This window comes from Halomonas sp. SpR1, assembly GCF_031010175.1.
GTDB lineage: Bacteria > Pseudomonadota > Gammaproteobacteria > Pseudomonadales > Halomonadaceae > Vreelandella.
On the sequence record NZ_JAUAMB010000004.1, the window covers coordinates 112,885 to 127,925 of the forward strand.

13 protein-coding genes are annotated in these 15,041 nt (G+C 56.7%); 9 read left to right on the plus strand and 4 right to left on the minus strand.

From position 1 onward, the window contains the following. Positions 1-2 precede the first annotated feature (2 nt). On the minus strand, positions 3-1,208 hold the full coding sequence (locus tag QT231_RS04815; protein ID WP_308335785.1) for a CoA transferase: 1,206 nt from the start codon (positions 1,206-1,208) through the stop codon (positions 3-5). A 148-nt stretch (positions 1,209-1,356) separates the two neighbouring features. Between QT231_RS04815 and QT231_RS04820 the strand changes: the two genes are divergently transcribed. The 4 genes from QT231_RS04820 (at position 1,357) to QT231_RS04835 (ending at position 5,331) form a co-directional block, all read left to right on the plus strand. After that, positions 1,357-2,265: a LysR family transcriptional regulator gene (locus tag QT231_RS04820; protein WP_308335786.1), complete on the plus strand. Its 909-nt coding sequence runs from the start codon at positions 1,357-1,359 to the stop codon at positions 2,263-2,265. A 128-nt stretch (positions 2,266-2,393) separates the two neighbouring features. Then, positions 2,394-3,374, plus strand: a complete 981-nt coding sequence (locus QT231_RS04825; protein WP_308335787.1) for a TRAP transporter substrate-binding protein — start codon at positions 2,394-2,396, stop codon at positions 3,372-3,374. 122 nt (positions 3,375-3,496) lie between these two features. Continuing rightward, positions 3,497-4,039, plus strand: coding sequence for a TRAP transporter small permease (locus tag QT231_RS04830; RefSeq protein ID WP_308335788.1), 543 nt, complete (start codon positions 3,497-3,499; stop codon positions 4,037-4,039). Continuing rightward, positions 4,036-5,331, plus strand: a complete 1,296-nt coding sequence (locus QT231_RS04835; RefSeq protein ID WP_308335789.1) for a TRAP transporter large permease — start codon at positions 4,036-4,038, stop codon at positions 5,329-5,331. The genes QT231_RS04830 and QT231_RS04835 overlap by 4 nt, the downstream gene beginning before the upstream one ends. A gap of 59 nt (positions 5,332-5,390) precedes the next feature. On the opposite strand, the gene QT231_RS04840 is transcribed toward QT231_RS04835, so the two are convergent. From QT231_RS04840 to QT231_RS04850, 3 genes are read right to left on the minus strand one after another with little or no spacing between them, the layout of a single operon-like run. Continuing rightward, positions 5,391-6,818 (minus strand): FAD-binding oxidoreductase, encoded by a 1,428-nt coding sequence (locus tag QT231_RS04840; protein ID WP_308335790.1) that lies wholly within the window; start codon positions 6,816-6,818, stop codon positions 5,391-5,393. Continuing rightward, positions 6,818-8,119 (minus strand): L-fuconate dehydratase, encoded by a 1,302-nt coding sequence (locus QT231_RS04845; protein WP_308335791.1) that lies wholly within the window; start codon positions 8,117-8,119, stop codon positions 6,818-6,820. The genes QT231_RS04840 and QT231_RS04845 overlap by 1 nt, the downstream gene beginning before the upstream one ends. Positions 8,120-8,171: 52 nt before the next feature. Continuing rightward, on the minus strand, positions 8,172-9,335 hold the full coding sequence (locus QT231_RS04850; RefSeq protein WP_308335792.1) for a fumarylacetoacetate hydrolase family protein: 1,164 nt from the start codon (positions 9,333-9,335) through the stop codon (positions 8,172-8,174). 722 nt (positions 9,336-10,057) lie between these two features. Between QT231_RS04850 and QT231_RS04855 the strand changes: the two genes are divergently transcribed. From QT231_RS04855 to nanR, 5 genes are all read left to right on the plus strand, one after another. Further along, complete coding sequence (locus QT231_RS04855; protein ID WP_308335793.1) at positions 10,058-11,056, plus strand: sialic acid TRAP transporter substrate-binding protein SiaP; 999 nt, start codon at positions 10,058-10,060, stop codon at positions 11,054-11,056. Positions 11,057-11,112: 56 nt separating this feature from the next. After that, positions 11,113-11,655, plus strand: a complete 543-nt coding sequence (locus QT231_RS04860; RefSeq protein ID WP_308335794.1) for a TRAP transporter small permease — start codon at positions 11,113-11,115, stop codon at positions 11,653-11,655. Positions 11,656-11,696: 41 nt separating this feature from the next. After that, the gene (locus tag QT231_RS04865) at positions 11,697-13,076 is read left to right on the plus strand and encodes a TRAP transporter large permease (protein ID WP_308335795.1); all 1,380 of its coding nucleotides are present in this window, start codon (positions 11,697-11,699) and stop codon (positions 13,074-13,076) included. Between the two features lie 64 nt (positions 13,077-13,140). Then, the gene (locus QT231_RS04870) at positions 13,141-14,217 is read left to right on the plus strand and encodes an Ldh family oxidoreductase (protein WP_308335796.1); all 1,077 of its coding nucleotides are present in this window, start codon (positions 13,141-13,143) and stop codon (positions 14,215-14,217) included. A 76-nt stretch (positions 14,218-14,293) separates the two neighbouring features. Beyond that, positions 14,294-15,013, plus strand: a complete 720-nt coding sequence (gene nanR / locus QT231_RS04875; protein ID WP_308335797.1) for a transcriptional regulator NanR — start codon at positions 14,294-14,296, stop codon at positions 15,011-15,013. The last annotated feature ends 28 nt before the right edge of the window (positions 15,014-15,041 follow it).

Here is a 15,041-nt window from a genome sequence, read left to right on the forward strand (position 1 = left end):
CCTTAAATAATGCCCGCTTGGCGCAGTTTGGCGCGGGTTTCGTGATCAATGCCCAGCTCATCAAGCACTTCGTCGGTGTGCTGACCTAGCGTTGGGCCGCCGTCGCCGAGTCGCCCAGGGGTAGCGCTAAGCTTAGGCAGTACGCCGGGTACTTTTAGCGGTTCGCCGTTGGCACGGGTGAAGGTTTGAATCATTTCCCTCGCCAGGTAGTGAGGGTCAAAGGCAATATCTTCAGCGGTATAGGGATAGCCTGCGGGTACGCGAGCGTCGTCGAGCGCTTGCAAGATAGCATCGCGCGGGCGCTCTTCCGTCCACGCCTGAATGGCTGCATCAATCATCTCCGCTTGCTGGCTGCGCCCATCGTTATGGGCCAGCGCCGGGTCGTTGGCTAAATCCTCACGACCAATAACGCACATCAAGCGCTTAAAGATGCTGTCGCCGTTACCGGCAATCAGCACATAATCACCACCCTGACAGCGGTAGGCGTTGGAAGGGGTGATGCCGGGTAGGGCGCTGCCGCTGGGTTCACGCACTTGGCCGCTGGCATCGAACTCTGGCAGCAGGCTCTCCATCATTGCAAATACCGATTCATATAGCGCAACGTCGATTTCCTGGCCAAGGCCACTGCGGTTACGCTCTTGGAGTGCCAGCAGGGTGCCGATAACGGCGTAGAGCGCGGAGAGTGAGTCGCCGATGCTCACCCCAACGCGCACCGAAGGCTCCCCCGGCTGGCCGGTGAGGTAGCGCAGCCCGCCCATGGCTTCGCCAATAACGCCAAAACCGGGTTTGTCGCGGTAAGGCCCGGTTTGCCCGTAGCCGGAAATATGCACCATGATCAGCCGTGGATTGAGTTTGGAGAGTGCCTCCCAGCCCAGTCCCCAGTTGTCTAACGTACCGGGGCGGAAGTTTTCCACCACCACATCGGCCTCGGCGGCGAGTTGGCGCACCAGGGCTTGGCCCTCTTCGCTGCGCAAATCCAGCGCCACCGAGCGCTTGTTGCGGGTCTGCACATGCCACCAGAGCGAAGTGCCTTCCTCGATCATTCGCCATTTGCGAAGCGGATCGCCGGTGCCGGGCGGTTCGATTTTAATCACATCGGCACCGAATTCACCCAGCAGTTTGGTGGCGAAAGGCCCCGCAATCAGTTGACCAAGCTCTAGAACTTTTAAGCCCTGTAGCGGAAGCTGGCGAGCTTCGGAAGCATTCATTAAGGCGCTCTCTTATCTTTGGTTTATCACTGTTTGCCAGCATGCGTGAGCTGTTCAAGGCCGACAATTAGGCAATCGGTAACAAAGGGTTCGTCGGTGACGAAGGTGTGCGCTAGCATAAGCAGGTTGCTTTCAAGGAGTCCGTTGTATGCGCCGCTTCGATTTTGTCACCCTTAAACTGTTTATCTCCGTAGCAGATGAGGGGCGTCTGACTGCGGCGGCCGAGCGCGAACACTTGGCGCTTGCCGCGGTGAGCAAACGGATAAGCGACCTGGAAGCGCTGGTGGGCACGACATTGCTTTATCGTCGCCCGCGAGGGGTGGAGCTGACGCCTGCAGGCCAAGCATTTCTGCATCATGCCCGTCGTATTATGGATAACATTGAACGCCTTAACGCAGAGCTTAGCGAATATGGGGAGGGCGTACGGGGCCATGTGCGCATCCACTCCAATACCTCGGCGATCATTGCCTTTCTACCCCAGGATCTCAGCGCTTTTTCGCGTCTTTACCCGGAGATTAAGATCGATCTCCAGGAGCGAGTGAGCAGTGAAATCATCACCGCGGTGCGCGATGGGCTGACCGATATCGGCATTTTCGCCGGGCATGTCGCGGCACCCGAGCTCCAGCAGCTCTCCTACCGGCATGATCGACTGGTATTGATGACGCCCATCGACCACCCCTTAGCCGAGCGTGAAAGCATCGCCTTTAACGAAGCTCTGGCGTTTGATTTTATCGGCTTGCAACAGGATGCCTCGCTGCAATCGCTATTGAATGAACAAGCTAACCTGGCCGGTAAAGCGCTGCGTATGCGCATTCAGGTACGCAGCTTCGATGCCATTTGCCGCATGATTCACCACGGTATGGGCGTGGGCGTACTGCCGGAGCAAACCATCTACCGTGATCTGGGCGATTTGCAGTTGAAAAGTATTCCGCTCAGCGACCCATGGGCCCAGCGGGAATTGGTAATTGGTATGCGCCGCTACGCCACGCTTCCGGCCACTGCTCGCCATTTAGTCGACTACCTCACCCAGAATCATCAGAATGAAGACACACTCTAGAGGCTAGAGGCGAGACATCGTATTTGACGAAGCCAGCCTTCTTGAACGTCGATTTGAGACCCTTGGCGGCTTGTTTCAAGATCGAAGCAGCACCACACCCAATAACGACAACCGTAGAGAGTCCTCCCATGCGGAAACAACTACTTGCCACGCTGGCTACCCTGGGCGTGCTAACGGCGGCTCCGTTCGCCTTGGCTAACCCGATCGAAATCCAAGTCAACAACACTATGAGCGAAGGCGGTTCGGAAAGCGCCGCGGTGGAACGCTTTGCTGAATATTTAGAGGAGCAGGCGCCTGGCCGCTTTGAAGTGCGTCCTTTTTTAGCCGGTTCTCTGGGCGGTGAGAACGCCGTGCTGGAACTGCTCAACCTGGGCCAAACCCAGCTCTCCATTACCGGTGGCAACTGGCGCCAACAGTATGCGCCTGAATATGATGCCATTACGGTTCCCTTTGTGTTCACCACCTGGGATGAAGTGGACGCCTATATGGAGAGCCCATCCGGCCAGGCGCTGGTTGAGAAAGCAGAAAACCAGGGCGGCCTGAAGTATTTTGGTTTGCAGCATCGCGGCCCCCGCCACATGACCGCTAACAAAGAAATTCACACGCCGGCTGATCTGGAGGGTTTCCGTCTGCGCCTGCCTTCGCTTCCGGTATGGCTGGAAGTGTGGGAGGAGATCGGCGCCCAGGTAGTCAACGTGCCGGCGCCAGAGATTTATCTCGCCATGCAGACCGGCCAAGTCGACGGCCACGAGAACTCGCTCTCCTCACCCTATACCCGTCGCCTATGGGAAGTGCAGGACTACCTGATTATGACCAGCCACGTGCAGTTCCCGTGGAGCTGGGTGGCCAGTTCGCGCTGGTGGGATGGCTTGGAAGCAGATGACCAGGCGTTGATCGAAGAGGCGATTGACGTCGCCCGTCAATACGGATCAGAGCGCGAACGCGAGCTTGACGAATTCTATCTGGAAGCCCTTCAGGAAGAAGGCATGACCGTCATTGAGCCGGATGTTGCGCCTTTCCGCGAGGCAGCGTTGCCGGCGATAGATCGTGTCATGGCTGAAATGGCCGACGGTGTTCGTGAAGATGCGCTGGGTAACCAGAGCGAGTAACACCCCTTGGGAAAAAACCGCGGCGGTCCCCAGGGCAGTCGCGGTTTTTCATGACAAGTTAATTTTCAAGACAAGTAAGTTTTCATAACAAATAAAAAAACGTCAGGGTAAGGAGTTCTGCTGTGGAAGACGCGGTAGCGCCCAATAAAGGGCCGGATCGAATTGCTTTCTATGCGCTGCGCGGCGTCACCCGCCTATGCGATGGGATTGGCGTTGCGTTAATGGCGGCCATTCTGCTACTTATCGTAGCGGCGGTTATTGCCCGCGACCTCCTGGGGCTGGGGATGCCCTGGACGGAAGAGGTGGCGACCATGCTGGCGATTTATGCGATTGGCTTTGGATCGCTATCGGCGTGGGTGCGCAGTGAGCATCTAGTAGTAGATCTGTTCAGTCACAAGCTTTCAGGGCTAGGAAAAAACATCCAGTATCGGCTCGCGTCGCTGATTTCTTGCGGTTTTTTTCTACTCGCCGCCTGGGGCGCATGGATAATGTCGGATATGAGCGCCAACAATAAAACCGTCTCGTTAAGTATCAGTTTTAGCTATCTCTACTATGGTGTTTTCTTCAGTTTTGCGGGCATGGCGCTGATTGCTCTATGGCAAACCCTGCGTGGCCCGGTAGCGTGGTTGGAAAACTCTCATGTAGAGGAGGCCTCCCAGCCATGACCGAGCTACTGATTTTTGTCGGCGGCCTGTTAGTGCTAATGGCGATTGGCTTGCCGGTGGTTGTTGCGATTGGTGTCACCTCGTTTATCGCCTTGGTATTTACCGGGACTGGTGGCTTGCCTGTCGAGCTTTTGCCGCTGCGCATGGTGCAAACACTCAATAACTTTACGCTGCTGGCGATTCCGCTGTTTATTCTGGCCGCTAATATTATGAATATTGGCTCGACGACAACGCGGATTTTTGACTTTGCCACCGCCTTGGTGGGCTTTACCAAGGGCGGTCTAGGCCACGCAAACGTGGTGGCCAGCTCCATCTTTGCCACCATGTCGGGCACTGCGGTGGCTGATGCGGCGGGACTTGGCAGCATCGAAATCAAGGCCATGAAAGAGCGCGGCTATGCGCTGGATTACTCCACCGGCATTACCGCCGCCTCCAGCGTTATCGGGCCGATACTGCCGCCCAGCATCGCGCTAGTGGTTTACGGCTGGCTGGCCAATGTAAGTATTGGCGGGCTGTTTATGGCGGGGCTGCTGCCGGGTATTTTGATGGCGCTGCTGCTAATGGGCATGACCATACTGCTGGCCACCACTGGCCGGGTAGTGATGCCAACACCTACGCCCTTTGATGCCTGCGAAGTGGCACGCACCGGTAAGCGTGCCATCCTGCCGTTGATGATGCCGGCGATTATTGTTGGTGGTATTTGGGGCGGCTTTTTCACGCCGACTGAAGCGGGCGCGATTGCCTCGCTCTATGCGGTCATTCTGGGTGGCCTGATCTATAGGGATTTGAACTGGCGGGATCTCTACAACGCCTTCCGCCGCACCCTGATGTTTAGTGCGGTAATCCTGCTGATTATTGCGGTCTCCAGTTTTTACGGCTGGATTCTGGTGCGCATGGGCATTCCCCAGGCCTTGGCAGGCCAAGTCGCCAGCATCGATATGCCCATGTTTGCACTACTGCTTTGCTTTGCGCTGTTCTTCTTGCTGATCGGCTGCTTTATGTCGGTGATTGAAAGCATTCTGATCTTTACCCCGATTGTGGTGCCTGCTGCGCTAAGTGCCGGACTAGACCCTGTTCACTTTGGTATTGTCATGGTGATCACGCTCTCGGTGGGGGTGATTACGCCGCCCTTTGGCACCGTGCTGTTTTTGATGGTGGGCATTACCCGGCTGCGCTACGGCCAGGTCGTGACGGCGATCATGCCGTTCCTGCTGCCAATTATTGCTACCATTTTGTTACTGATCGCGGTGCCTGGGCTGGCGACCTGGCTGCCGGATATCATGGGGTATTGATCAAGGCGTTTCTGGTAGAAAAGCCTCGCGGCGCTGTTCCACGGGGTAGGTTGGCGTTGTTATTGCTCCTCTGCAGGCAGGATCCTTCCAGGATTCATCAGCCCTTTGGGGTCAAACAGTGCTTTAACGCCGCTGATCAACTCCCGCTCGATAGGCGATAATCGCGCCAAGTAAGCCGCTTGCTTGGTGCGACCAATGCCGTGCTCGGCGCTGATGCTGCCCTGGAACTCGTCGAGCACGCCAAACAGCTGTTCCTCCAAGTCATGCAGATAGGCTTTCTTATCTGCGTCAGCCATTGCTGATGGCGGCAGAATATTAAAGTGCAGATTGCCGTCGCCCACGTGCCCATAGGCGATGATTTCGCACTCGGTAGAAGCGGCCATCACCACTTCGCTGGCACGGTTGACGAAGTCTGGAATTGCCGAGATAGGCACCGAGATATCGGTACGCAAGTGCTCGCCGCGCCGTCGCTGGCCTTCCAGCATACTTTCGCGGAACTGCCACAGCTGGGCGGATTGGGTGTCGCTGGAGGCCAGCGCGCCATCCAGCACCAGTTCGCGCTCCATGCCAGTTTCCAACAGTTGCTCCAGCATCGAACCGAGATCTACCGGCCCGGTGGCCGCGACTTCCATCAACACGTACCAGGGGTAAGCACTCTCCATCGGGTCGCGGAGCTCAGGCGTTGCTTCGATAGCAAGCTCAATGCAGCGACGGGGAATCAGCTCGAAAGCGGTCAACAGATCGCAGCAGTCGCGTCGCGCCAAACCGTAGAGATCAATCACCGCCTGAACAGAGGGCAGGCCAAGCAGCGCGGTACGGTTTTGGGTCGGGCGTGGTGAGAGTTTGAGTACCGCGCCAGTGACGATGCCCAGGGTGCCCTCGCTGCCTAGCAATAGCTGCTGAAGGTCGTAACCGCGGTTGTCTTTATGCAGCGCGTTCAGGCTCTCCCAGACTCGCCCGTCGGGGAGTACCACCTCAAGCCCCAGCACCAGCTCGCGCATCATGCCGTAGCGCAACACGTTAAGCCCGCCTGCGTTGGTGGCGATATTGCCGCCAATCTGACAACTGCCTTGGGCACCTAGCGAGAGCGGGAAGTCGCAGTCATGCTCAGCCGCCGCCAGTTTCACGTTCTCAAGGATGCAGCCTGCATCTACCGTGATGGTGAAGTTAACTGGGTCAATGGCACGCACGCTGTTTAAGCGCTCCAGACTGATCACCAGTTCCTGACCGTTGGCAGCAGGCAAGGCGCCTGCCACCAAACCGCTATGACCACCCTGGGGCGTCATTGCGACGCCCTGGTCGTAGCAGCGCTTCACTACTTCGGCGACGTCCAAGGTATGGGCCGGGCGCGCCACGGCTAGCGGCATGCCCAGGGTATCGCCTGCCCAGTCACTCACATAACGCGCCATGGCGTCCGGCTCTCGCAGCAGACCCCGCTCGCCGAGCAGGCGGGTTAGGTCATTTAAAAAGGCTGTGGTGTTCGTCATTAACGCTCTTCCTGCCAGGCCGCACCCTCGGGGAAACGGTGCTGTTCCTGGGACTCCGCATGCATGGCAATACTGTAACCCGGCGCTTCGGGCACCTGGTAGCGGCCACGGTTGATGACCACCGGGTCGATAAAGTGCTCGTGGAGGTGATCCACGTACTCAAGCACACGGCCCTCAAGGCTGCCGGATACCGCGATGTAGTCAAACAGTGAGATGTGCTGGGTGTACTCGCAAAGCCCAACGCCACCGCCGTGAGGGCAAATCGGTACGCCGAATTTAGCGGCCATTAACACTACTAGAATGACTTCGTTGAGCCCACCCAGGCGCGCCGCATCAAGCTGGCAGTAGTCGATGGCATCGGCCTGGAAGAACTGCTTGAACATCACTTTGTTGTGGCAGTGTTCACCGGTGGCAACGCCGATAGGCGCAACGCGATGGCGAATCTCGGCATGACCGAGAATATCGTCAGGGCTGGTGGGCTCTTCGATCCACAGTGGGTCAAATTCCGCCAAGCGACGCATTTTAGTGACCGTCTCGTCGACTTCCCATACCTGGTTAGCGTCCATCATGAGTACGTTGCCCCAGCCGATCTCATCGCGGAGCAGCGCTGCGCGGCGGGCGTCCTCTTCGATGTCGCCGCCAATCTTCTGTTTAAAGTGCGTCCAGCCATCGGCCAGCGCTTCCCGGGCCAGGCCGCGCACTTTTTCGTCGCTGTAACCCAGCCAGCCTGCGGAGGTGGTGTAAGCAGGGTAGCCATCGCGGCGCATTTCGGCTTCACGGGCTGCTTTGCCAGGGGCTTGGCGGCGCAGCAAACAGATCGCTTCTTCGGGCGTTAGCGCATCGGTGACAAAGCGGAAATCGAGGCAGCGCACCAACTGTTCGGGCGTCATATCCACCAGCAGTTTCCACACCGGCTTGCCTTCACGCTTCGCCCACATATCCCACACCGCGTTGACGATGGCGGCGGTAGCGAGATGAATCGCACCTTTATCGGGGCCAATCCAGCGTAGCTGGCTGTCACCAGTGATCTCCCGCCAAAACGTACCCATGTTGTCGGTAATCGACGCAAGTGCTCGCCCTTCAATCAGCGGTGACAGTGACTGCAAGGCGGTCACTACGATTTCGTTGCCGCGGCCAATGGTGAAGGTTAAACCGTGCCCCTCGGGGCTGCCGTCATCGGTATGCAGGATGACGTAAGCGGCGGAGTAGTCTGGCGCGGCGTTCATGGCATCGGAGCCATCCAACGAGCGGGAGGTAGGGAAGCGGATATCCTGAATCTCGACGCGAGTAATGGTTGTCATTGTGCTCTCCTTGGCGTTGAGGTGGGTGGCGTATTGATTGACAGGAACAGTATTAGCGACGCGCTAAGTGGCGCATCAGCTCTCGAATGCCGTAGATCCAGGGCGGCAGCTGATCGCTTCTGCCAACCTTGTTGACCAGGGCGCCTAAAGCCGGGGTGGCGATGGTGACGCGGTCGTTCATATGATGCGTGAAGCCCTGGCCTTTACCGTTGCGGTCTTGAATCGGCGAGAACATGGTGCCGAGAAACAGCATAAAGCCGTCCGGGTATTGATGGTGAGCACCGATGGTTTGGCTGACCAAGTCCAGCGGGTCGCGGCTGATTTCGCGCATATCGCTCTCACCCTGGAGCAGGAAGTCGTCGTCTTCCCCCTCAATGCGGAGCGATACCTGGCAGTTGCGCACGCTGTCGATATCAAAGTGGTCATCGAATAGACGAATGAAAGGGCCAATGGAACAGGAGGCGTTGTTGTCTTTCGCCTTGCCGAGCAGCAGCGCACTACGGCCCTCAACGTCTCGCAGATTGACGTCGTTGCCCAGAGTAGCCCCGCGCACCTGGCCGCGGCTGTCCACTGCCAGGACAATTTCCGGCTCGGGGTTATTCCATTGCGATGATGGGTGCAGACCCACCGGGGTGCCAAAACCCACCGAGGAGAGCGGCTGCGCTTTGGTAAACACTTCGGCATCGGGGCCGATGCCGACTTCCATATATTGTGACCAGCCTCCGCGCGCCTGTAGCGCTTTTTTAAGTGCCATCGCCTCTTCAGAGCCCGGCTTAATCTTGGAAAGGTCGCTGCCGATCAGCGCCTGCAAGTCGTCACGCAACTCGTCAGCACGGGTGGGATCGCCGCCCGCTTGCTCTTCAATCACTCGCTCCATCAGGCTGACCGCAAAAGTGACACCGCACGCTTTAACCGCCTGCACATCGCAAGGGGCGAGCAGGTAGGGTGCTTGCGCTGGCGATGCCTGGGAGTTCGCTAGTAGCGTCTCCAAACTGCCCAACGATTGACCTTTTGCACGCGTTACTACCTCCAGCAGGTCGTCGCGTTCAAGCAGGTCGGCCATGGTCGGGCCAAATTCGGTGATATCGATGACTTGACCACCATGCACGGTCACCAGTGCCGGGCCTGCCTGCGGGCCATCCAGCCAGACGCGGCCAACCAGCAGCGCTTTGTCCAGGTCATTGGGAACGGCGTCAGTAACGGAAAGTGGGTTCATGCGTGCCTCCTGTAGTAATAATGGAACAGTGATAATGGAACAGTAATAAATGAGTCTTTAAAAATGGTGTGTGACTGGCGGTTGGTGCTCCATCGCCTATCCTGTTATGGATGTCGTGTTGTATGACAGGTATGCCAGTTAATGTCCTACTCTAGCGCACCGCTCTATTTCGGGTCGATAGGTAAATCTGTCTAGATGGATACGATTTCGCTAAGCACGGCTTTCAACAATAAAAGTAAAAAGCGTTAAGGAGAATTTCATGTTAGACGAGTGGAAGGGCAAGCGAGTATTCATCACCTGAACTAGTTGGGTAAACGCTATGACCCCTGGAGCGATGGCAGCCGACACAGTAAGCGGCTATGTCACCGGTCAAATTATTGAGGTCAACGGCGGGCAGTTAATGCCATGAATACTTCATCGCCCGATTTTGCGCCTAAGCAATGTTATGAAATCGCCATCACCATGGACGACCCGCAGCTGCTCAGTTCGCAGCTGGCATTATCATAAGCATGACTAAAATCCTTATCTGGATAGTTGCGCGATTGCAGGCGACCAACTAGGTTTTAAGCTGGTGGTATGATACGTATACAGCAATACGGTCAGTTACGTCGGCTGTCACCACTTAAATAACCAACACGCCACAATAAACAACGACCCATCGCAACAGACAGCAGCAAATCTCAATAACCAACAACAAATCTAACGGTTGTGAGGAGTACACCATGAGTCATAAGAGCCAGCATCTCCGTATGTCCCGTCTGCTTACTGCTACGCTGATCGCCGCAGGCATCGGCTTTACGGGTGCCGTTCAAGCCGCTGAAAACCTCCGCTTTGCCCATGTTTATGAAACCTCTGAACCCTTCCACAAATGGGCGCTATGGGCAGCCGATGAGATTGAGGAGCGAACCGACGGGCGTTATACCATGCAGGTGCATCCCGCCTCTTCGTTAGGCAAAGAGGAGGATATTAATGAAGGGCTTGAACTCGGCACGGTGGACGTTATTTACACCGGCACGCAGTTTGCTGGCCGTGCCTATGGGCCCATCGGCATCGCTGGAGCTGCGTATATGTTCCGTGATTTCGATCACTGGCAGGCTTTCGCAGACAGCGAGCTGTTCCAAGAAATTGCCCAGGGCTACCAGGATCAAACCGGCAATGTGCCGATGGCGCTCAACTATTACGGCGAGCGACATGTGACGTCCAATAAGGAGATCAACGAGCCTGCCGATATGGAAGGCCTCAAAATTCGGGTGCCCAACGCACCGATGTACATGATGATGCCGGAAGCCGTCGGCGCCAACCCCACGCCAATCGCCTTTGATGAGGTCTACCTCGCCTTGCAACAAGGCGTGGTGGATGCCCAGGAAAACCCGCTGCCCACTATTCGGGCCAAGGCCTTTCACGAGGTTCAGGATTACATCAACCTGACCGGCCATATCACCGACTCGTTAATCACTATTGTGGGTGGGCCACGCTGGAACCAGCTCTCCGAAGAGGATCGTGAGATATTTCGCGAGGTTTTCCAGGAAGCCGCAGAGAACAACACCAAGGATATCCTCAAATCCGAGGACGAGCTGGTGGCTTGGTTCGAGGAGCAGGGCAACACGGTTAACGAAGTGGATCGCGAACTCTTCCGTGAGGCGGTCATGCCGGCCCATAACGGCGATGCTGCCACCTGGGATGAGGAAACCTACGAACGTCTCCAGGCTATCGGCCAATAATCCAACCCTTTGATGACACTCCGCTCTTTTGAGCGGAGTGTTTGGAGTGTTGTGCCATGAGTGACAAACGAGAAGACGCCCCGCCTGCCATCGATCCAATGATCGATTTTGAATCCGCCTTTGACGATACCCCGTTCAGGCTAAGTGATTACCGCATTGAAGATTTGGCTACCCTGATACTGTTCTGGGCGCTGATTCTAGTGGTATTTGCCCAGTTCTTTAGCCGCTACGTAATGGGTGACTCAATCGGCTGGACAGAAGAGATCGCTCGCTACCTACTGATTGGAGTGGGGTTTATGGGCAGTATCATGGCCGCCCGCAACGGCAGCCATATTATGGTGGAGTTCTTCTACCACTACATGCCTGCTTGGCAAGCGCTTCTGTTGGAACGCCTCGTTAATCTCGTAAGCCTTATCTTTTATATAGCGATGGCGTGGGTGACCTATCAGTTGGCAACGCGCACTAGCAGCTTGATGGTGTCCGTCGATCTGCCCAAAAGCATCATCTATTTCACGGTTTGTGCGGCGTTTGTATTGATGGCGATGCGTACCGTTCAACGGCTCTATCTCAAGTATCAACACCGCAACGATGATGTTTAAAGGGCGCTTTTTACCCCGCCATTTTTATTGAGAGGCCTGCTATGTCTCGACTCACTTTGATGCGTTGGCAAACGCCGCTCGTGTCGCCGCTGCTGGCGGCCCTTGCGGTGCTTGGCTGCGTGATCTTGCCGCTGATGGGCTACCATCTTGCGTTTCTGTTTTTCGCTCTGTTTACCATGTTAGTACTCGGCGTGCCCATCGCTATTAGCCTGGCGGGTTCCTGTTTAATGTTTGTGCTGATCACCGGACAAGTGCCCAATATTGTCGTAGCCCACCGCATGATTAATGGCATCGACAGCTTTCCGCTACTGGCGATTCCCTTTTTTATCTTTGCCGGGAGTTTGATGAACAACGGTGGGATTACCGAGCGGATATTCAATTTCGCCAAGGCCTTGATGGGCTGGATGCGCGGCGGGCTTGGGCACGTCAATGTCGGCGCTAGCATCGTATTTTCCGGGATGTCTGGGGCGGCGGTGGCGGATGCCGGTGGTCTTGGCATGATCGAAGTCAAAGCCATGAAAGACGCTGGCTATGATGAAGAGTTCGCGGTGGGCATTACCGCTGCTTCCTCGACTATTGGGCCGATTATTCCGCCTAGCCTGCCGATGGTGATTTATGGCGTGATGGCCTCCGCCTCGGTGGGCCAGCTGTTCGCCGCAGGTCTCGTTCCCGGGCTGCTGATGGGCGCCATGCTGATGCTGATGATCTTTATTATCTCCCGTCGGCGGGACTATCAGCGCGATGCGGTGTTCTCGATGGGAGTCCTCGGCCATACCTTTAAGCGGGCGTTCTTATCGCTACTAACGCCGGTCATTATCGTTGGCGGTATTATTAGCGGTGCCTTTACACCCACCGAAGCAGCAGTGGCCGCGGTGTTTTATGCGCTACTACTGGGTGTGGTGGTTTATCGCACGCTGACTTGGCGCAAGCTGCTCAAAGTCAGTATGGAAACCATCGAGACCACCGCGGTTATTCTGTTTATTGTCTCTTCGGCGTCGATTTTTGCCTGGATCCTCACCAGTAATCAGGTCACCCAGAACGTGATTGCCTTAATGGGCCCCTTTGCCGACAGCAAGCTCGCGGTGCTGATGATGGCGAACATTGTGCTGATTATCGTTGGCTGCTTTATGGAGACCATCGCCGCGATCACCATTCTGGTGCCGGTGCTGCTCCCCATGGCGGTTGCAGTGGGCGTAGACCCGGTTCATTTTGGGGTGATCATGGTGCTCAACTTAATGATCGGGCTGTTGACCCCACCGGTGGGCATGGTGCTTTACGTGCTTTCAAGGGTTTCCAATGTCAGCTTTGAGCGCTGCATGCGCGGCACCATGCCGTTCCTTATCCCATTGGTGATCTGCCTGCTGTTAGTCACCTTTATTCCGGCGATCTCTATGTGGCTACCCACGCTGATTTACCGCTAAGGCACTGCCGGTGTTGGGTTGACTGCCCGCTACTGACAATATTGAGACCTGGAGTGTTTAACCCATGACCGATTCGACGTTGGACTTTCGTGTCGCATGCGAAGACCTTACTCGTTTTATGCAAGCGGTTCTCGCGGCGGCGGGAGCTAACCAGGCATCCGCTGATGCAGTAACCCGCGCTCTGGTGACAGCCTCGCGGATGGGCACCGACAGCCACGGCCTACGCCTGCTGCCCCACTATTTACAGGCGCTTAAAGGCGGGCGCATTAACGGCGTACCCAACATGCAATTTCACCAGCGCTTGGCCGCAACGGGGTTCTTGGATGCGGACGATGGGCTAGGGCACTTGGCGGGTTATACCGCGATGGAGCACGCCATGGAAATGGCGGAAAACGTCGGTATAGGCGCTGTCGCGGTGGGTAATTCTTCGCACTTTGGCGCGGCTGGCTGCTATGCCTTGGCGGCGGTTGAGTGCGGTTATCTGGGCATGGCGTTCTGTAACTCTGACCCCTTCGTGCTGCTGCATGACGGCGCCAAGCCTTTCCACGGCACTAACCCCATCGCTTTTGCTGCGCCGGTAGCGGGTGAGGAGCCGTATCTGCTGGATATGGCCACCAGCTCGGTACCGTGGAACCGGGTGCAGCAGTACGGCGCCATTGGTCGTGAACTGCCGGATCAGGTCGCTGCCGATGCCAACGGGCAGGTTAGCCGAGACCCTAGCAAGATCGCCGCACTACTGCCGTTGGGCGGCAGTGCCTTCGGCTTCAAGGGTGCTGGGCTGGGCGGCATGGTCGAGATACTGAGCTCGATGCTATCGGGCATGCAGCACGGTTTTAAGCTTCTTCCCATGGGCGATCCAGATATGACCACGCCACGTGGAGTAGGGCATTTTTTCCTGGCCATGAACCCCGATGCGTTTGTAGACGAAGACACTTTCGCGCGCGGATTGGCCGAGTACTTGGCCGACCTGCGTACCCAACCTGCTGCCGAGGGGGCCGAGGTGCTAGCCCCCGGGGATCGCGAATGGCGTTGCCAAGCGCAGCGCGATGCACAGGGAATTCCTCTCGATTCCGCCAATCAGTTAGCCTATGCCGAGATGGCTAAACAGTACCGAATAGTGCCGCTCACTCAACTCGGTTGAAGACTGGTTTGAAGGACAATGACGAGAAATGCAGTAAAATGGCGGAAAATTCCAGGTTAACCAGGGGTGACTGCCTATGAGCAGATACCGGATCGAGCGAAAAACGCTGTCCGAACAGGTCGCCGAGCAGCTCGAGGCGGAGATCCTCGAGGGGCGGCTAAGTGAAAATGATCAACTGCCTTCGGAGAGGGAGTTGATGGAGCAGTTTGGTGTTGGCAGGCCAGCGGTGCGTGAAGCGCTGTTTCATCTTCAGCAGCTTGGGCTAATTGCCATTAATAGCGGCACCCGTGCCAGGGTGATTCGCCCTACCGCAGAAGCGGTGATGGCTAGGCTTTCCGGGGTGACGCGGCAACTGCTTTCCAAGCCCGATGGCCAGCAATATTTTCAAGAAGCGCGGGCCATGTTTGAAATTTCATTGGCGCGCTATGCCGCGCGCAATGCCAGCGAAGAAGATTTGGCTCGGCTACGCGAGGCGTTGGCCGATAATCGCGATGCGATTGGCGATGAAGCGCGCTTCAAACGCTCTGACAATGATTTCCATGGGGTGCTGGCAAGCATCGGCCGCAACCCTATTTTTGATGCCATGCATTTGGCACTATCGGAGTGGCTGGACGACCGACGTGCCCAGGTATTGCAACAAAAGGACGAAGACAAAGCTGCCACCGCCGCGCATACCGAGATTATTGAGGCCATTGAGTCGCGTGACCCGGATGCAGCCGAAGCGGCGATGCGGCGCCACCTGGATCGCCACTATGGCACCTACATGCAGCTCAAGAAGCGCCTCGCGCCCGATTGACCCAGCGTGTTTTGCTGCTGCTTTTGCT